13 protein-coding genes are annotated in these 18,179 nt (G+C 61.5%); 6 read left to right on the top strand and 7 right to left on the bottom strand.

Annotation, left to right across the window (positions count from 1 at the left end; genetic code table 11):
* Positions 1–10 precede the first annotated feature (10 nt).
* The 3 genes from NJU76_RS20760 to NJU76_RS20750 form a co-directional block, all read right to left on the bottom strand.
* Positions 11–1,801: an archaea-specific SMC-related protein gene (locus NJU76_RS20760; protein WP_254533720.1), complete on the bottom strand. Its 1,791-nt coding sequence runs from the start codon at positions 1,799–1,801 to the stop codon at positions 11–13.
* On the bottom strand, positions 1,798–2,448 hold the full coding sequence (gene rdfA, locus NJU76_RS20755) for a rod-determining factor RdfA (protein WP_254533719.1): 651 nt from the start codon (positions 2,446–2,448) through the stop codon (positions 1,798–1,800). Before rdfA ends, NJU76_RS20760 begins: the two co-directional genes overlap by 4 nt.
* 674 nt (positions 2,449–3,122) lie before the next feature.
* Entirely contained in the window at positions 3,123–4,421 is a 1,299-nt protein-coding gene (locus tag NJU76_RS20750) for an amidohydrolase family protein (RefSeq protein WP_340681260.1), read from the bottom strand.
* Positions 4,422–4,607: 186 nt separating this feature from the next.
* Here NJU76_RS20750 and NJU76_RS20745 point away from each other — a divergent pair, with 186 nt between their 5' ends.
* Positions 4,608–5,963, top strand: coding sequence for a dihydroorotase (locus tag NJU76_RS20745; RefSeq protein ID WP_254533717.1), 1,356 nt, complete (start codon positions 4,608–4,610; stop codon positions 5,961–5,963).
* 54 nt (positions 5,964–6,017) lie between these two features.
* Here NJU76_RS20745 and NJU76_RS20740 read toward each other — a convergent pair whose 3' ends face one another.
* Positions 6,018–7,739, bottom strand: a complete 1,722-nt coding sequence (locus NJU76_RS20740) for an NAD(+)/NADH kinase (protein WP_254533716.1) — start codon at positions 7,737–7,739, stop codon at positions 6,018–6,020.
* A 621-nt stretch (positions 7,740–8,360) separates the two neighbouring features.
* Between NJU76_RS20740 and thrC the strand changes: the two genes are divergently transcribed.
* Positions 8,361–9,620: a threonine synthase gene (gene thrC / locus NJU76_RS20735; protein ID WP_254533715.1), complete on the top strand. Its 1,260-nt coding sequence runs from the start codon at positions 8,361–8,363 to the stop codon at positions 9,618–9,620.
* A gap of 324 nt (positions 9,621–9,944) precedes the next feature.
* On the opposite strand, the gene NJU76_RS20730 is transcribed toward thrC, so the two are convergent.
* Both NJU76_RS20730 and NJU76_RS20725 read right to left on the bottom strand, forming a co-directional pair.
* Positions 9,945–10,982 (bottom strand): LLM class flavin-dependent oxidoreductase, encoded by a 1,038-nt coding sequence (locus NJU76_RS20730; RefSeq protein ID WP_254533714.1) that lies wholly within the window; start codon positions 10,980–10,982, stop codon positions 9,945–9,947.
* 260 nt (positions 10,983–11,242) lie between these two features.
* Entirely contained in the window at positions 11,243–12,880 is a 1,638-nt protein-coding gene (locus NJU76_RS20725; protein ID WP_254533713.1) for an N-acyl-D-amino-acid deacylase family protein, read from the bottom strand.
* Between the two features lie 275 nt (positions 12,881–13,155).
* Here NJU76_RS20725 and NJU76_RS20720 point away from each other — a divergent pair, with 275 nt between their 5' ends.
* Both NJU76_RS20720 and NJU76_RS20715 read left to right on the top strand, forming a co-directional pair.
* Positions 13,156–14,388, top strand: a complete 1,233-nt coding sequence (locus tag NJU76_RS20720) for a Zn-dependent hydrolase (protein WP_254533712.1) — start codon at positions 13,156–13,158, stop codon at positions 14,386–14,388.
* A 106-nt stretch (positions 14,389–14,494) separates the two neighbouring features.
* On the top strand, positions 14,495–15,823 hold the full coding sequence (locus tag NJU76_RS20715) for a 5'-deoxyadenosine deaminase (protein WP_254533711.1): 1,329 nt from the start codon (positions 14,495–14,497) through the stop codon (positions 15,821–15,823).
* A gap of 186 nt (positions 15,824–16,009) precedes the next feature.
* Here the strand turns inward: NJU76_RS20715 and NJU76_RS20710 are convergent, their stop codons facing one another.
* Positions 16,010–16,219: a PhnE/PtxC family ABC transporter permease gene (locus tag NJU76_RS20710; protein WP_254533710.1), complete on the bottom strand. Its 210-nt coding sequence runs from the start codon at positions 16,217–16,219 to the stop codon at positions 16,010–16,012.
* A 53-nt stretch (positions 16,220–16,272) separates the two neighbouring features.
* Here NJU76_RS20710 and NJU76_RS20705 point away from each other — a divergent pair, with 53 nt between their 5' ends.
* Both NJU76_RS20705 and NJU76_RS20700 read left to right on the top strand, forming a co-directional pair.
* A complete protein-coding gene (locus tag NJU76_RS20705) occupies positions 16,273–16,548 on the top strand; it encodes a sulfurtransferase TusA family protein (RefSeq protein ID WP_254533709.1) in 276 nt (91 codons plus the stop codon).
* A 257-nt stretch (positions 16,549–16,805) separates the two neighbouring features.
* Positions 16,806–18,032, top strand: a complete 1,227-nt coding sequence (locus NJU76_RS20700; RefSeq protein WP_254533708.1) for an RNA-guided endonuclease InsQ/TnpB family protein — start codon at positions 16,806–16,808, stop codon at positions 18,030–18,032.
* Positions 18,033–18,179 lie beyond the last annotated feature (147 nt).

Raw genomic sequence — 18,179 nt, 5'->3', positions numbered from 1 at the left:
CGCGTTGCTCTCAGGCGGCGTCGATCGCGTCACGACTCGCTACCGACCAATTCGTCGGATCGATCGTCTGGCCGTCACCGGTCGTGTATTCTGGATAGGTGGTGAAAACGAGGTACTCCGTTCGATCGTCGAGATACTCGACGAGCGTTCGTAGATTTTCGTCCGCGAGGCTTCCGACTCCGTCGACGAGCATGATCGGCACCGCTTCGTCCACGCCGAACGATTCGTATCCCGCGAGTGCCGCGATGAATCCGATCAGTTCGAGTTCACCCTCGCTGAGCGCCTCGAGGTTCGCTTCGCGTCCGTCTCGTGCCACCACGAGATCGAACCCGCCGGTCAGATGGGCGGATTCGAACCCCGTTTCGAACCGTTCGCTGATATCACGGATCGAGTCACTGAACTCGTCACGTGCCCGTTGTTTGATCTCCTGTTTGCGGTTTCTGAGCGCTGTTATTTCGTCTTGAATCTCTTCGCGTTCGTCTTCCAGCAGCTCGATCTGGTCGGCTCGAGATTCGAGTTCGTCGAGTTCGGTTCGCGCGTCTTTGAGTTCCGCTTCTCGATATTTGATTTCGCTCTCGACGTCCGTAATTGCGTCGACCGTTTCGTCGACCGCGTCGCTGAGCGCCTCGACGCGCTCGTCCGCTCGTTCGAAGCGGTCGCGGGCCTCTTCGAGGCTCTGTTTCCGATCTGCGAGTTTCTCCTCGAGATCCTCTATTTTCGTCTCTACGTCCCGTTTCCGTCGCCGCGCCTGGGCACGCTCCTCCCGCCGCGCCTCGAGTTCTTCGACCCGATCACGATGGGTCTCGAGCTGAGCGCGCTTCTCGGTGATTTTCTCCCCAAGCGCGTCGAGTCGATTCTCGAGGTCCGTTCGGTCGACCGTCGAATCGCAGGTCCAGCAGACGACCGAGTCGCCGGAGAGCTCCCGGTCGACGGTGGTGATGAGGTCGAGTTGGTCCTCTTCGAGAACCATCTCGTTTGCCGAGTACACGTTTTGCAACACCTCCAGGGCCCGATTCACTTCCTGGCGGTTCGAACGTGCGTCGGCGAGTTCGGACTCGACGGAGTCTCCTTCGTCGATCTCGATGTCCTCGAGTTCCGACCGATGGTCCTCGAGACGAGTCTCGACCCGGTCGATCGTCTGTGTCAGGCGCTCGATCTGGCTCTCCGCCTGGCTGCGATTTGCCTGTGCCTGACTCAATTCGCTCTGTACGGAGTCGGCCCGATCCTCGGTGGCGTTGCCAGTGGAAAGTTCCTCGCGCCGGTCCCGGAGATCATCGACTTCGGTTTCGAGTTGCGTCACGCGCTCTTGGAGGCCGGGAAGCCGTTTCTGTGCTTCTCGCGCCTGTGCCAGCTCGGAATCGATTCCGTCGCGCTCGGCTTTCAGGTCCGCGATTTGAACGTCGATATTCTGGAAGTCGAGGGGACGCAACAGTACGTCCGCTAAGTTCTGACCCTCCCGAACGGCCCGCCTGATCTCGTTTTGTTCACCGAGACAGGCGAACAACGAGGTACGAGCGATATCGTATTTCGTCTCGAGATAGGGAGTCCCCTCGACGTTCACGACGCCGTTAGTCCGATTAAGATCGAGCGAAACCGCTTTCTCGGGCGTCTCAAGGCGGACGTGTCCGTGGTCTTTTCCTTCGGTGAGCGTCGCTGTCGTCCCGAGACCGGTCTTGATGGCTTCGATGAAGCTCGACTTTCCCTGCCAGTTCGAGCCTTTGACCGCGTTCAACCCAGGCTCGAGTTCCGCGCTTCCCTCGTATATGCCGGCAATGTTCTCGATATCGATTTTCCAGGTCATGGTTTGGTTGTCGTCTCGTCGGTCGTCTCGCTGTGGGTCTCGCACACGTACCCGCGCTCGAGTGCCACATCCAGGGGGACTCGTGTCGGGCAGTCGTCACACCGCACGTGGATCTGCACCTCGACGGTAGACGACGTCGTCCCGTCGAGTTCACCCTTCGAGGCGAGCGAGGAGAGCGCCTCGTCGACTTTTCCGGTGACGACGTCCCGTGCGACGTCGATGCTGTTTCGTTCCCAGTCAGTGCGGGCGTCCGTTTGCTCTTTCGACCCCTCGAGACACTCGTTCAGGTGCGTTCGCATCGTTCCCCACGACACCATATCGTCCAGTACTTGCTCGCCGTCGATCCCTGCCGTGGTGAGCTGTTCGATCATCTCGTCGCGGACCAGGTCGTCGTCTCCGGAGAGCGCCTCGTAGTCGGCGTCGATCTGTGCATCGAGTGCCCCTCGGCCGTGCTCGTCGTAAATGCGCTTCAGTAGTCGTTTGTTGAACCACTCGGTCAGCGTCCGATAGCCGACGTCCGTGTGTCCGTCCGTCCCATTCCATCGTGCGAGAAGCCCGTCGTCGAGCGATTCGTGACGAGGATCGGCCGTCTCGAGATCGTACTGATCTATCGTTGCGTCGACCTTGCAACCCTGATCAGTAGGCATCTCCCGATACTATCGGTCGTGATCTTATAAGCCTGACTATGCGTACACTGCTCGTTTGCACCTACCGTTTTGCCGCTCGTGTGGCACCGGTTACGGAGGCTGTGTGCGTATCGCGGATCCTCCGTCGGCCACCAGGTCAAAATTCATAACCTAAGGGTGTATAATACACCGCCGGACGAGCCGCCCATTCTCTCGGCGGGAATTAACCCCTTAGGGTGTATATTCTGGCAGAGCCACGGACTGATCGATCGCGTTCACCGAGAACGGGGTCTCGCGTACCAACCGAAGTCACGGTGCGTTTTTCGACGACTGCCGGTCTGCGTTGTACTTTGCGATCGTCATCGTCGGACGATCCGCGTCCACATTGCCTATCGTCGGTGCTCGGAGACGAGTCGCTTCGATTTTGCGGACCCGATCACGCGACGTGTACGAATCGTTTACGAAGACACCGCACCACGTCCACACGCTGAGAACGGATACGAGAGACGAGACCGAATACAGGAGCGGACGCGACCGTATCGTTGTGCGTTTTCTCGCGCATCTATACAGATAAGCAAGGCGAGTGCCTCGAGGTCGTACGGATATCGGAGAGTTCCGTGACTACGCGGAGCGACCTTCGCGTCTCGAACCACTCGACCCCGAAGCGGTTCACGAGTGGCGCAGGCCGCGGCGATTCACAGGCGATCCCAGAGTTCGGCGCTCGCGGCCCCGACGGCGTCTAAATCTTCGTCATCGACCGACAGGACACTGTTACCGCGTTCGTAGACCGTGTCCCCGTCGATGATCGTCCGGGTCACATCGGCCCGACTCGCCGCGCTGACCACGTAATAGGGAGCGCTCTCAGGGAGCACCGGATTCGGTCCGAGATCGAGCGTCACGAGATCGCCGCGCTTGCCTTCCTCGATGCTCCCGATCCGATCGTGCATTCCCATCACGGTCGCACTTCCAATCGTCGCCCACTCGAGGGCGACGGCGTTGTCGAACGCGCTCGGGTTCCTCTGTTTCAATTTGTGGATCCCGACGGCCGTCCGCATCGTCTCGAACATGTCTGGATCCCACCCGTCGTCGCCGATACCGATCGTCACGCCTTCCTCCTGCATCTTCTCGACGTTCGCGATCCCGACTGCGTTGTTCGTATTCGAGTACGGGTTGTGCGCCACGGCGACGTCGTTCTCGCCGAGAATTTCGATCTCCTCGTCGGTTGCGTGGACGCAGTGTGCTGCGATGACGTCGGCGTCGAAGAATCCCATCGACTCGAGGGCGGGAATCGGACGTTCACCGTACTCTTCGATCGATTTGTGAACGTCGACCAGTCCCTCCTCGAGGTGGATCTGGACTGGCCGGTCGTCGGTCGTCGCCCGGTCGACACACTCTCGGACGATCTCTTCCGGGTTCGTAAACAGCGTATGGAGGCAGTAGTGTCCCGTCACCCGATCGTAGTCAGCCTCCGATTCGCGTATGAAGCGTTCGTTCTCGTCGATACCTGCGAGTGCCTCGTCTCGGGAGTTACGGGCGGTCGTCTCGAACGCGATCATGCCGCGAATCGGCGTCTGAGCGACCCCCTCGGCGACGGCGTCCATCGCACCTGGCAGCGTGTTCGGGCCGGAGTAGTTGTCACAGAAGGCGGTCACACCGCTCTCGAGCATCTCTTTGCACGACCCGAGCGCTGAGAGTCGTGCATCCTCCATCGTGAACGCCTCGTCCACCTCCCACCAGATGTCGATCAGCGCCTCGTAGAAGCTCTGTGGCGACACCGAAAGCGGGGCTCCCCGGATCGGTAACGCGTACATGTGCGTGTGGCAGTTGACCAGACCGGGAATGACGACTTCCGAACGGGCGTCGACCACGTCGTCTCCAGATGCGTACCCGTCGGCGATGTCGACGATTTCCCCGTCTTCGACGACCACGTGTACCTCTTCTCTGACCTCGCGCTCGTCGTTCATAGTGACGAGCGTACCAGCGTTGAGTATCACAACGTGTGACTCTCTATCAACCACTAAAAAACTATCTCCCGTCCGTTCTGTCCCCGGTCCGGATTCGATCACCACGGTCGGTATGGGTCGGAAGGGAGCGACTCGACGGGTGCACATAGGATACGTCCGACCCGGAACTGGAGCGCACCTGAACTGTTATGACACCCGCGCGTGAGTATGATAACCATGACCGATTGTCTCGTGGAGAACGCTCGCATCGTGACCGACGCGGGGCTCCAGCGTGGATCGATCGCGATCGAAGACGGAACGATCGCGGCGATCGGATCGGCTCTCTCGGTGACCGGAGCGGACGCCGATCGGGTCCTTCAGGCCGATGGCATGGTCGCACTCCCGGGTGCTATCGACGTCCACACGCACATGCACGACCCGTCGTTGTTCCCGGACGACATCAATTTCGCATCCCAGACCGAAAGCGCCGTCGCCGGTGGGGTGACGACCGTCATCGAATTACCGACGCAAACGCCTGTTACCACGCCTTCGGCGATCCGGGAGAAGCGAGACGAATGTGCCAAACTCGCGCACATCGATTTCGGACTCGTCGCCGGAAACGTCCAGGAAACCGGGACCGACGTCGGGGGGGTCCTCGAGGCGGGCGTTCCGGATTTCAAGACCTTCACGGCGGAGCCGTATCGCACGGACGACGAGGTGATCGTCGACCTGATGCGTGACGTCGGGGCGGCCGGCGGTTCGGTCCGTGTGCACTGCGAATCTCAGGCGATTCTGGATCGAGCACGGGACCGACTCGAGGGGACGGACCCTGAACTCTATCCTCAGTCGCGCCCGCTCGAGGCCGAACTGGAGGCCATCAGTCGAATGGGATGGTTCGCGGAGTACGCGGACTGTCCCCTTCACGTCGTCCACATTTCGAGCGGGAGCGGCGCGGCGGTCGCCGACCGCTTCATGTCCCGCGCGAACGTCCCGGTAACGCTCGAGACGTGCCCGCAGTACCTCGCGTTCTCCGCCGACGACGTCGAGACGCGCGGCCCGTTTCTGAAAGTCAACCCGAGTCTGAAGTCCGACACGGAAGTCGAGCGGTTGTGGCAGGCGCTCCGTGACGGAACGATCGACCTCGTCGCGACGGATCACTTCCCAACGCACCGTGCGGATCGCGAGCAGGGATGGGACGATATCTGGGAACCCTACGCAGGGTTACCGGGCGTCGAGACGATGCTCGAGTTTCTGGTCAGCGAGGGCGTCCACGAGGGACGGATCTCGTGGTCTCGCCTCCTCGAACTCGTCTGTGCGCGACCCGCACGCGAAAGCGGTATGTACCCGCGGAAGGGATCGCTCGCAGTGGGGACGGATGCCGATATCGTGCTGCTCCGAAACGACCCGTGGGACGTCTCTGCGGACGAGCTGACGTACAACGGTGGGTGGACGCCGTTCGAGGGCCGGACCTGGAGCTGGCGGGTGGATACTGTCATTACCGACGGAGCGGTCGCGGCACGTGATCACGACGCGGTCGCAGACCCGGGTGACGGGTCGTTCCTTGCAAGGGGCCCCCGGACGACGGTGGATTAACGATGCGTTCGGCGGATGACGATGGCGTACCGAAGCGAACGGCGGAAGCTCGAGTCAGTCGGTCACGCTCGTGGCCGAGGTTTGAAGCGGCTCAGCGCCCCTGAGGTGTGCGAGTAGAGTATCGTGGAGCGGTCCGTTCGACCCGAGCAATTCGTTTCTCGTATCGAGGGCGGTGTTCGGGTCGTAGGGGTTTCCGTCGGCATTCGTTATCGTCGCGCCGGCCGTCTGTGCGATGACGATTCCGGCGTTAACGTCCCACGGATAGGTGTCGTACTCCCAGACGGCGTCTGCGCTGCCGGCCGCGAGGTAGCAGAGGTTCAGCGCGGCCGATCCGAGCCGACGAACGCCGCGGGCTTCGTGGTAGCTGTGCGAGAGGAACGTCCCGTCCGGATCGTATCCCGAGAGCAGCATGCACTCGTCGAGCGAGGTTCGATTGGTCGTCGAGAGCGGTTTCCCGTTGAGCATCGCCTGATCGCCACTGATCGCACTGAACATCTCGTCCGTCTCGGGCGCGTACACGACCCCGACGACGGGGGTGTCGTCCTCGAGGAGGGCAAGCGAGACGGAGTAATTCGGATTCCCGTGAGCGAAGTTTCCGGTGCCGTCCAGCGGATCGACCGACCACGTGTAGTCACTGGTCCCTTCCCGCTGTACGGTCTCTTCCGAACGGATTCCGTGGTCCGGGAACTCGCTTTCGAGGACGGTCGTGATTATGTTCTCGGCTTTGTAGTCGGCCTCGGTGACGATATCCGATTTGTCCGTCTTGAACTCGACCGACTCCGTTTGGCCGTGGAGTTCGCGAAGCGCGGGTCCGGCCGCGCGGGCGGCCTCCTCACCGACCCGTTTCGCTCGCTCGAGCGGTGCGGCCTCGTGCTGATCCCGCGTCCCACGAGTCCACATCTGGTCCGATCCCGTGTCGTCCCGCCCCTCGCGGACACCCCACCCGAGTTTCTCCGAGACGGACGTGAAGAAGCCGTCGTCGTAACTGGTGTTGACGACGTGAGCCGGCGTGTCGGCGCCCGCTATCGTGACGACGGCGTCCTCGTCGAGGGTCGTCTGTGCCCGACCGCCGTCGACGAGCAAGTTCGCCTGACCCGCAGAGACGACCCGAAGAATCGTGTCCGCATCGACGATGAGCGGACGGACGCCGAGCCGGTGGGTGTGAAGCGGCACGACCTGGAGCGAAGCGTTGTTCTTCGGATAGTGAATCGGGCCGCCGGCCGAAAGCGACACACCGGTCGATCCCGTCGGCGTCGAGACCGCGAGCCCGCTACCCTCGTACTCGCCGATGAACTCCTCGCCGGCGAACACCTCGAGTCGGGTGATCTTTCGTTCGACCGGGTTCTCCGGCGGGACGTGCTCGATCATCACGTCGTTGATGCCCGTACAATCGACGCCGTCGGCGTCGACGTGCAGCTGCTGGCGCTGATCGATCGTTGCTTTCCCGGTGACCGCTTCCGTCAGCGCGTCGGTGAGGTCCGACGGGGAGATGCTCGCGAGGAACGCGAGACTCCCGGCGTTGATCCCGAGAATCGGGATTTGCCTGGGGCTGAACTGCCGGACCCCCTCGAGGTAGGTCCCGTCACCGCCGAGGGTGACGCCGAGGTACTCCGTTCCTGGTTCGTAGACCGGGTCGATATCGTCGCCCACGTTCACTGCGTTGACGGGGACGTTCTGTTTGCGTCCCCACGTTTCGATCGTTGCCAGTTCCTCGTCGCTGTCGGGGCTGACGAGGACGATGAGTTCTTCCGTCGTGGCTAATCGTCTTCCAATCATGGGTGTACTCGGTGCCAACTGTCTCTGGCGAACCGTCGCTCCGTGCGACGTTTCTTGTGAGTGGTTAGCACCCGACAATCAAAACGAGCGACGGTCCCATAAGCATTGGGTGCTGTGGAGCCGCTTGCGGCCGATGTGGCGGTGTTTGTGCCGATCCCCACGGAATCTGGTTCGGTCACAAACGATCGACGGTCACGTCCCGACTCGGGCGACGCCGTTCGATCGGGTTCGGACCCAAATGACGGTCCGATCGGATTCCGGCCCGAGTGACGGTCCGATCGGTGACACGGACGGATCGATTCCGTCGTCTCCGTTTCCGTCGGCAGCGCGGCACTCCCTCGGCGACCCGAGCCGTTCGTTGGCGTTGGCCGTTCGAGGCTGTTCTCGAGCGACAGACCGGTTACAGACTGGTGCTCGAAGTCCGGCCACGTCGGTGGCGGGGGTCTGGCTTGGATCTATTCGTCGTGGGACGGTCATGGGGTTCAAACGGAGTTCATATCGTCCCGTTTTCTTCACTGTCGCTCCCGCGTCGCGTCGTCTCGGTCGCAGATTCCGTTGGTACGTGGCCATACGGGAACGTGGAAGCTAGTCTTTATGTGAGCCGCCTGCTTTGATTGTGCCATGGCGATGGACCACGTTACCACACTCGAGTGTACGATTTGTGGGACAGAGTACGATCCGGATCAGATCATCTACACCTGCCCGGAGCACGAGGGTGTCTCGGGCATCCTCGAAGTGATGTACGATTACGACGTCATCGACGACAACTTCGACGCCGAACTCGACGGGAACATCACGAGTCAGTGGAAGTACGAGGCGTTCCTTCCAGTCGACGACGACGCCGATATCGTGACTCTCAACGAGGGCGGCACGGATCTCTTCGACGCGCCGAATCTTAGCGAGGAACTCGGCGTAACGACGCTCGTCAAGGACGACGGTCGGAATCCGACTGGCTGCTTCAAGGATCGGGCGAGTTCCGTCGCGGTCACGAAAGCGAAACACGCCGGCCGGGACATCATCACCTGTGCGTCGACCGGGAACGCCGCCGCCTCCCTGTCTGGGTACGCCGCTCGCGGGGGTCTCGACTGTCGAATCTTCGTTCCCGGCGACGCCCCTGCCGGAAAGCTCGCACAGCCGCTGGTCTACGGTGCCGACGTCCTGGCCGTCAACGGATCGTACGACGAGGCCTACGATCTGAGCGTCGAGGTCACCGACGAGTACGGCTGGTACAACCGCAACGCCGCGATCAACCCGTTCCAGGTCGAAGGCAAACGCACCGTCGGACACGAACTCGCCGAACAGTCGAGGGTCCGCGGCGAGATCCCGGACTGGGTCGTCTTCTCGATGGGTGACGGCTGTACGATCGCTGGCGCCTGGAAAGGGTTCCGAGAGTTCTACGACCTCGGATACGTCGAAGACACGCCGAAGATGCTCGGCGTGCAGGCCGAAGGCGCGTCCGCGATTCACGACGCGTTCCACGACCACGACGACGTCGACGACCTCGCCGACACGCTGGCCGACAGCATCGCCGTCGGCAGACCCAGAAACACGATCAAGGCCTGCCGTGCGCTGGAAGAAAGCGGCGGCACCTCCCTGCTCGTCGAAGACGAGGAAATTCTCGAGGCCGAAAAGTTGCTCGGGAGCACCGAAGGCATTTACACCGAACCAGCCGGCGCAACGCCGCTCGCCGGCGTCAGGCGTGCGATCGAGGCGGGAATCATCGGGTCCGACGAGACGGTCGTCGTCAACTCGACCGGGTTCGGACTCAAAGACACCGAGAGCGCGAAACAGGCGACCGGCGACGTCGTGCGGATCGATCCGGACATCGCCGAAGTCCAGCAGCGCTACGACGTTCCGGCGTCGGCGGCCGCCGACGACTGAGCGGCGCTCTCCGAGAGCCGATTCGACCTCTTTTTCGCTCGTGCTCGTCCTCGGCCTCGAGACACATCGACCCGGACAGCCCGCGGGTCACGCCTCCCACCCCTCGAGGCTCGTCCACTGTTGGGACGGTGAGTCAGCGCGGATCGTCAGTGCCTCGAGCATCGACCTCGATGTGCTCGAGACTCGTCCACTGTTGGGACGGTGAGTCAGCGGGGTCGATCTGAATCCGAACCGAAAACGGCACACGAAAACTCTACGAGCGAAAACCAAAGCAGACCCCGATGTACGACTACTCTGTCGCGGATTCCAGCGTCCCGTGCTCGATCAGCGGTAGCCGTCCGCGAACTCGTCGATCATGAGTTTCGGATCGTCACCGAGCGGGTACAGGATCGGGCAGAGACAGCCGTTTTCGGCGTACTCTCGAACTTTCGCGCGACACTGTTCGGGTTTTCCGCTCGCCGTCAACTTGTGGACCACCTCGTCCGGGATGAGGTTCATCCCTTTTTGAATGTCGTCCTTGTCGGCCGGCCAACCGCCGATGGCCTCGCCGACCTCGTCGATCAGGTCCTGGCTCACGCCGCTGGCTTTCATGATGTGGGGCTGCTGACCGAGATACTGCGTGATGAGTTCCCGGGCGTTGTCCAGCGCCTTCTCTTCGTCGTGGTCCATCGAACAGACGATCAGTTGCGGCCGATCGATCTCGTCTAGGGTCCGGTCGGATCGATCTGCTCCCGTCTGGAGCGCATCGAGGGCCTTCTGGTTGTACTCCGGACTGACGAGGTAGTTCATGAGGGCCCCGTCGGCGAAGTGGCCCGTCAACTCCATCATCTTGAATCCGGTGGCACCGACGTACACGGGAACGGTACGGGGACCGGAATCGCCGTGAACGACGTCGAGTTCGATGTCGCGGACGTTGACGTGGTCGCCGTCGTAGGTCACGTTCTCCATCTCGAGCAGGCGTTTCGTTACCTCGACGCACTCGCGCATCGCGCGCACCGAATCGGAGCGATCGATGCCGACCTTCTCCGCGAGGGGGTCCCACCAGGCGCCGATCCCACAGAGGATTCGGTCCGGACCGGCCAGTTCCTCGAGTGTACTCATCGTCTGTGCGATGAGGGCCGTGTTCCGCGTCCAGTTGTTGATGACGCCCGAGCCGATTTTGATGTCGTCGGTGACGGCGGCGTAGGCTGCCATCGGGGTGATGGCGTCCCGGGCGAGACGCGATTCGGCCTGCCAGACTTCGTCGAACCCTCGTTCTTCGGCGTACTGTACCAGTTCCATATTCTCGCGAATCGGGTGCTTGTCCTGGAGGTACATCCCGACTCTGTCGCTCCCGTCGCTTGCCTCGTGACTGTAGCTCATGGAATCGTCCACAAATAGCAGAGCAGGTGATATATAACTATGGGGCAAGGTAGCACAGATGCGACGGCCGGACACCGTGTGCCCGTTCTGGCGTCCGAGCGTGGTCTCTGCGAGGAGAATCGGGTTCTCCCGTACGCCTAACTGCGATCCGCCGCGGCTCGAGTCGAGTTTCGTTGCGCCGAGGCGAAACGGGATGACAGTGCGTTGCCAGTGCGATGCAGCGGAGTCGCTCGTTGCCACACGAGTGTCTGGCGCGTGGCTCAGAACGCTCGGCGCGAACGGGACGGGCGCGTCCCGCCGTCCCACTCCTCGGTCGAGCGGAGGACGGATCCGTTCCGTTCGCCGGTCGGATTTCCGTCTTCGACCGCGATTTCGCCGCCGACGAGGACGTACTCGAAATCTTCCGTCAGCCGGTTCGGTTCATCGTACGTCGGCCGCTCGACGACGGCGTCGGGGTCGAACGCGACGAGGTCGGCCACGTAGCCTTCCTTCACGTAGCCGCGGTCCGAAAGCCCGAGAAGATCCGCCGGGCGGCCCGCCGCCTTGTATACCATGTGCTCGAGCGACAGCGTGTCGCGTTCTCGAACGTATCGTTCGAGGATTCGCGGGAACGTCCCGATCGCTCGCGGATGGGGTTTCCCGCCGAAGATGCCGTCACTGCAGAAGGTCCCTCGCGGATCGGCGAGGAAGCGTTCGATGTCGCGTTCGGACATGATGAAGTCGGCCATCGTCACGTCGAGGTCCTCTTCGACGAGGAGATCGCACATCGCGTCGACCGGCTCCAGATCGCGTTCGGCGGCAATTTCCGCGATCGTCTCGCCCTGATGCTGTCCGCTTTCCGTTCGCGTGATCAGGATGTTGTCCCACGTGCCGGCCGCGCGGGCGAGGTTCTCCCAGTCGCCCGGGTCCGCGATATCCGTGGCGATTTGCTCTCGCGCCGACTCGTCGCGGAGGCGCTCGAGTATCGCGTTCGAATCGTTCTGGCGCGCCCACGGCGGCAACAGCGCCGTGAGCATCGTCGAACCCGCAGTGTACGGATACTGATCGAAGGAGACGTGCTGTCCCCGCGCTTCGGCGTCGTCGAAAAGCGAGAGAACGTCCTCGGAGGCCCCCCAGTTGTCCTGTCCCCCGACCTTGAGGTGCGAAACGTGTGCGTCACATCCACCGCGATGACAGATGTCGAGGTATCGTTCGATGGATTCGACGACGTAGTCGGTTTCGTTCCACACGTGCGAAATCATGAACGAGTCGAACTCGCCGAGGGTGGCCGCCAGCGCTTCCAGTTCGGGGTCACGACCGTAGGAACTCGGCGGGTAGATCATTCCCTTCGACAGCCCGAACGCGCCCTCCTCGAGCGCCGCGGCCAGTTCCTCTTGGAGGGACTCGAGTTCGTCACCCTTGAGCGGGCGGTCTTCGAATCCGGCCTGTAGCGAGCGGAGATTTCCGTGGGGAGCGTAAAACGCGCAGTTGACGGCCGGTGTCGCATCACGCAGTTCGTCGAGAAAGCCGTGGACAGTCGTCCAGGGCCACCCCCGGCCGATCGTCCCGTCGAGCGACTGGATTCGGTTCGCCCATTCCGCTTTGAGTGCCGCCGGAACGGGAGCGACGCTGACTCCGTCCTGGCCGAGGACCTCCGTCGTTACCCCTTGCGTTATTTTCTCGGCCGCTTCGGGCTTCTCGAACAATCGCAACTCCGAGTGGGCGTGCATGTCGATGAATCCCGGTGCGAGGGTCGATCCCTCGAGGTCGATTTCGCGGTCTGCACCGGCCGGATCGTCGGCGATCCGACGGATGCGGCCGTCGTCGACCAGAACGGTGGCGGTGTACGCGTCACCACCGCTCCCGTCTACAACCCGCGCATTACGGAATTCTATCGATTCCGTGGTAGGAGACGACATACTACTGCTATCGGGTATCGACAATTTGGTTCTTTTGGTCATCGTATCTTACAGGCCGATTGGAGTATTGGATTCGCCGTCGAACAGTGACTCGCGACCTCTCGGGGGCACATCGGCGACCCCATCGTAGCACACTAGCTACGAACTCGCCCGGTACATCAGGTATCGGTACCACCCTGAACGATCGACGGTCGAACGGAACGCGTTCGCTCGAACGGGCGGAACGGACGTCGCTCGGCGGAATGTTAAAGATGGTGGGATCAGTGTCATGAGGTATGACACCTGCTACGATAGACGATAGTCGGTTCCGCGAACGGTTCGACGAATGTAGCCAGATCGGCGCGACCGATGCCGGCGGCGTGAATCGACCCTCGCTCTCCGACGAGAACAAAGAAGCGCGTGACACGCTGGTCGAGTGGTTCCGCGAGGCGGGCCTCGAGGTGCGCATCGACGAAATGGGCAACATCTTCGGCCGTCGGGAGGGACGCGATCCCTCGGCCGCTCCGGTCGTGTCCGGCTCTCACATCGATAGTCAGTACAACGGCGGTCGGTACGATGGCGTCGTCGGTGTCTTGAGCGCACTCGAGGTCGTCGAAGCGTTGAACGACGCCAACGTCGAAACGGACCGACCGATCGAAATCGTCGCCTGGAGCAACGAGGAAGGCGTGCGGTTCCAGCCGGATATGCTCGGCAGTGGCGTCTATACCGGCGTCTTCGATCTCGAGTACGCCTACGACCGGGAAGACAAGGACGGGAATCGGTTCGGCGACGAACTCGAACGGATCGGGTACAAGGGCGACGAACCCTGTGAACCGGACGACATCCACTGCTATTTCGAAATCCACGTCGAGCAAGGGCCGTTCCTCGAACGGGCAGATCTCAGCGTGGGCGTCGTCGAGGGGGTCTTCGGCTTTTCGTGGATGAACGTCGCGTTCGAGGGCCAGGCGAACCACGCCGGTCCCACGCCGATGAACATGCGCCACGATGCGTTCGTCGCCACGGCGGACGTGACGAAGGCCGTCCGCGAGATAACGGCGACCGAAGGAACCGATCTCGTCGGTACGGTCGGCAGCGTCGACGTGTGGCCGAACGCGATCAACGTCATTCCCGAACGCGTCGAGTTCACCCTGGATTTCCGCTCGTACGACAACGCCGTCGTCGACGCGGCCGTCGAGCGGATCCGAAACGAGATCGAGTGGGCCGCCGAACGGGAGGGCCTCGAGTACGAGGTCGAGGAGATCATGCGAGTCGACGCCGATCCGTTCGACGACGGCTGTATCGAGACCGTCGCGAACGCGGCCGAAGACGCCGGCTGCGAGTACACCCGACTGGTGAGCGGGGCGGGCCACGACGCGAACTACCTCAACAAGATCGCGCCGACGAGTATGATCTTCGTTCCGAGCGTCGACGGAATTAGCCATAGGGAGAGCGAGTACACCGAGTGGGACGACATCGTAACCGGTGCCGACGTTCTCCTTCGTGCGATCCGCGAACAGGCGTCCGAGTGAATCGTCCCACGACCGTCCGAGCGGCTCGCTCCTCGGCCGTGAGCGCGCACGATATCTGTCGCTTCAGTAGTAATCATTTTACCCTTCCAGGGAGAGGAACGAACGTATGATACTATCTGGCACGGTAATCGTGGACTCCGAGACCGTCATCGACGACGGGAGCGTGGTGGTCGACGGGTCACGAATCGAGGCCGTGGGACGACGCGAAGAACTCGTCGATCGGTATCCGGATCTGGAAGCGCGATCCTACGACATTCTCCTCCCCGGTCTCGTCGGGGGGCACATCCACTCGGTCCAGAGCCTCGGGCGAGGCATTGCGGACGACTCGGAACTGCTCGACTGGCTCTTCGAATACATCCTGCCGATGGAAGCGTCGCTGTCGGAAACGGAGATGGAAATCGCGGCGAAACTGGGCTACCTCGAGTTGATCGAGAGCGGGACGACGACGTGTATCGATCACCTGTCGGTCAACCACGCGGATCGCGCGTTCGAAGCGGCTGGCACGATGGGGATCCGCGGACTGCTCGGAAAGGTCATGATGGATCAACGGTCCCCGGATGGGCTCGACGAAGCGACCGAGGACGCACTTGCCGAGACGGAACGACTCATTCGGACGTACCACGGCTCGTTCGACGACCGCATCCAGTACGCGGTCACGCCCAGGTTCGCCGTCTCGTGTACCGAGGCGTGTCTCCGCGGCGCTCGCGAACTCGCGGACAGATACGATGGCGTTCGAATTCACACGCACGCGAGCGAGAATCGAAGCGAGATCGAAACGGTCGAATCCGACACCGGGATGCGAAACATCCACTGGCTGGACGAGGTCGGTCTCACCGGGGAGGACGTCGTGCTCGCACACTGCGTCTGGACGGACGAGAGCGAACGCGAGGTATTGGCCGAGACCGGGACGCACGTCGTCCACTGCCCGTCGTCGAATATGAAACTGGCGAGCGGTATCGCACCCGTCGTGGACTACCTGGATCGCGGAATCAACGTCGCGCTCGGCAACGACGGGCCGCCCTGTAACAACACGCTCGATCCGTTCACGGAGATGCGCCAGGGGAGTCTCCTCCAGAAGGTCGACCACCTCGACCCCGTCACCGCGCCCGCCGAGACGCTCTTCGAAATGGCGACGATAAACGGTGCGAAAGCCGCCGGCTTCGAGCAACTCGGCGAACTCAAACCGGGCTGGCGGGCGGACATCGTCGGCGTTCGAACCGACGTGACTCGTGCGACGCCGCTGCACGATCCGTTGTCCCACCTCGTCTTCGCGGCCCACGGAGACGACGTCGTCTTCTCGATGGTCGACGGTGAGGTGCTGATGGACGACGGTGAGGTAACGACCGCCGATGCGGACGCTATTCGCCAGCAGGCACGCGACGTCGGACTCTCGCTCGAGGATCATCGTGACGCTGCGGAAGAAATACGGCCATAGCGGATTAGAGAACGCGGATCGCAGCCGACTCGAGAGGGAATTACAGCCCACGACGAGGACGAACACCGCACAGATCGCCGTCAGCAACTTCTGATACTGGAGCCTGTTCGTCGTGATGGTGAGGTAGTACCCGAACCCGCCAGCACCAACGAATCCGAGTACGGTCGCTACCCGGATCGCACACTCTCATCGGTACAGCGTGGTCCGACACCACCGTCGGCGTGATTGCGGGACCATCCCGTGGACGACGGTCTGGAGACGCGTCGCGCCGGTCGAGTAGACGGCCTCCGCGGATAGCAGATCGGTATCCTCGAAGAAGTCCGCGAACACCGTTTCGAGGACCCCTGCGTTGTGAATCCTGATCGCTAGCGCTCCGGCCTTCGATCGAATCGACACACTGCCCGGACGGGCCACCAACTGTTATTACGAGCGTTCCCGTACCAGGACGCGTGCACATCGACGTCAGTGGAATGGTCTGCCCACAGCCGGTGAGCATCGTCCGGCGCTGTCTCGAGGAACTCGAACCGGGCGACGAACTCGTCGTTACCGGCGATTATCCGCCTGCTGAGCGGAGCATTTGCAGAACGTGCTACAAACACGGATACGCGGTCGCCGATGCCACCGGTACTACAGCCGAGTCCGAGGGAACGGAGACGTTCTCCATTCGGATTCGCGTAACCGAACGCGCCACCACCTCCGCAGGCGGGACGGCTCCTCAAAACTGACTCTCGCCTGCACCACGCTGTGGCTCCGTTTTCGTGTGCACCACGTAACAGCCAATCTTCGCTCGCATCACGCTACAAACCGACATTCTCCTGGACCACACCACGATCCACCTTCGATTTCGTCGGTCGTGTACGCGGCATATACGACACGTTTACAGAAGTGCAAGGAGAATGCCCCGAGGCTTGACCTCGGGGTTGAATCCGACACTCCGTGAAACAAACCAGTAAGTCAACACACTCTTAACCAGTAGACAGCGATGGAATACAGTCACCGCTACCACGCTTACCCGACACAAGCAGTGGCGGAGCGACTGGAATACCATATCGACGTTCATCGCCAAGCGTACAACTACACGCGATACGAATACCAGAACGTTGACGCCGACAACATCGGGTCGGCATACAAACACCACTACCGACTTCCTGGTTGGAAAGACAAGTTCCCCGTCTTCTCAGAGGTCAACTCGAAGGCTTTGCAACGAACCGTCACGCAGTTCTATCAGAACCTCTCAAACCTCAAAAAGAAGAAACAGAACGGGCACAAGGTCGGGAAACTCAAGTGGAAGTCTCCGGCCGAGTATCAGAGTCTGACGTATTCGCAGTCTGGCTTCGAACTCAAAAACACGAGTGGCCGACATGCAACGGTAGAACTTTCCAAAGTCGGAGACATACAGATTCGCTACCACCGCGAAATCCCTGACCACGCCGACATCAAAGAAGTCACCATCAAAAAGGAGACGACTGGCGAATGGTTCGTCTCTTTCGGACTGGAAACCGACGACGCGAACCTGCCCGAGAAACCCGACGTAGAGTCGCTCAACACGAACAACAGCGTGGGTATCGACCTCGGAATTCTCAACTACATCCACACGAGCGACGGCAAGAGTGTGGATTGGCTCGATCTCGACGACGAGTACAACCGACTCCGACGAGAGCAACGGAAGTTGTCTCGCAAGGGGAACGGTTCGAACAACTACGAGAAACAACGCCGAGAGGTGGCGAAAGTCAAGCGCCAGATTCGGCGCAAAGTCTTGGACTATCAGCATAAACTCTCAACGTGGCTCGTCACGGAGTACGACGCCGTGTTCGTGGAAGACCTGAACGTCCAGAGTATGCTTCAGGGCGATGGGAACGCTCGCAACAAGCACGATGCGGCGTGGCGGCAGTTCATCACGTTGCTCGAATACAAGGGCGACCTGTACGGCTGTCACGTCGTTCAGGTTGAAGCACGAAGGACGACCAAAGAGTGCGCTCAATGTGGTGTGGAGACGGCGAAACCAATCTGGGTCAGGGAACACTCCTGTCCGAGTTGTGAGTTTGAGTGTGACCGTGATGCGAACGCATCGTTGAACGTGTTGCAGAGTGGTTTTCAGGAGTTAGGGCTGGGATGGCCCGAATCAACGCCCGTGGAGACTGCGCTCCCTACGGACACCACTCAGGTGTCTGCAAAGCGCGTCATAGAAGCAGGAAGCCTCGGGGCGTGACCCCGAGGCGATTCACAGACGCGGTCCTGACGAAACAGTCGCCCGTGTGGCAATTATGTCTCTTCGCCACAGACACCGGGTCGAGGGCCACATCGAATGGCACACGGTACACGACGGATACGGCCACCGATGCATCCGGAAACGACG

It is taken from the genome of Natrinema gelatinilyticum, assembly GCF_024266705.1.
Taxonomy (GTDB): domain Archaea; phylum Halobacteriota; class Halobacteria; order Halobacteriales; family Natrialbaceae; genus Natrinema; species Natrinema gelatinilyticum.
This window is presented reverse-complemented; position numbering and strand designations above follow the sequence as displayed.

Bases quoted from the DNA above. Each gene is read 5' to 3' on its own strand.
- NJU76_RS20725 (WP_254533713.1), bottom strand. From the start codon at position 12,880: ATGTCGTCTCCTACCACGGAATCGATAGAATTCCGTAATGCGCGGGTT.
- NJU76_RS20760 (WP_254533720.1), bottom strand. From the start codon at position 1,801: ATGACCTGGAAAATCGATATCGAGAACATTGCCGGCATATACGAGGGA.
- NJU76_RS20730 (WP_254533714.1), bottom strand. From the start codon at position 10,982: ATGAGCTACAGTCACGAGGCAAGCGACGGGAGCGACAGAGTCGGGATG.
- thrC (WP_254533715.1), top strand. From the start codon at position 8,361: ATGGCGATGGACCACGTTACCACACTCGAGTGTACGATTTGTGGGACA.
- NJU76_RS20715 (WP_254533711.1), top strand. From the start codon at position 14,495: ATGATACTATCTGGCACGGTAATCGTGGACTCCGAGACCGTCATCGAC.
- NJU76_RS20700 (WP_254533708.1), top strand. From the start codon at position 16,806: ATGGAATACAGTCACCGCTACCACGCTTACCCGACACAAGCAGTGGCG.
- NJU76_RS20740 (WP_254533716.1), bottom strand. From the start codon at position 7,739: ATGATTGGAAGACGATTAGCCACGACGGAAGAACTCATCGTCCTCGTC.
- rdfA (WP_254533719.1), bottom strand. From the start codon at position 2,448: ATGCCTACTGATCAGGGTTGCAAGGTCGACGCAACGATAGATCAGTAC.
- NJU76_RS20745 (WP_254533717.1), top strand. From the start codon at position 4,608: ATGACCGATTGTCTCGTGGAGAACGCTCGCATCGTGACCGACGCGGGG.
- NJU76_RS20720 (WP_254533712.1), top strand. From the start codon at position 13,156: ATGACACCTGCTACGATAGACGATAGTCGGTTCCGCGAACGGTTCGAC.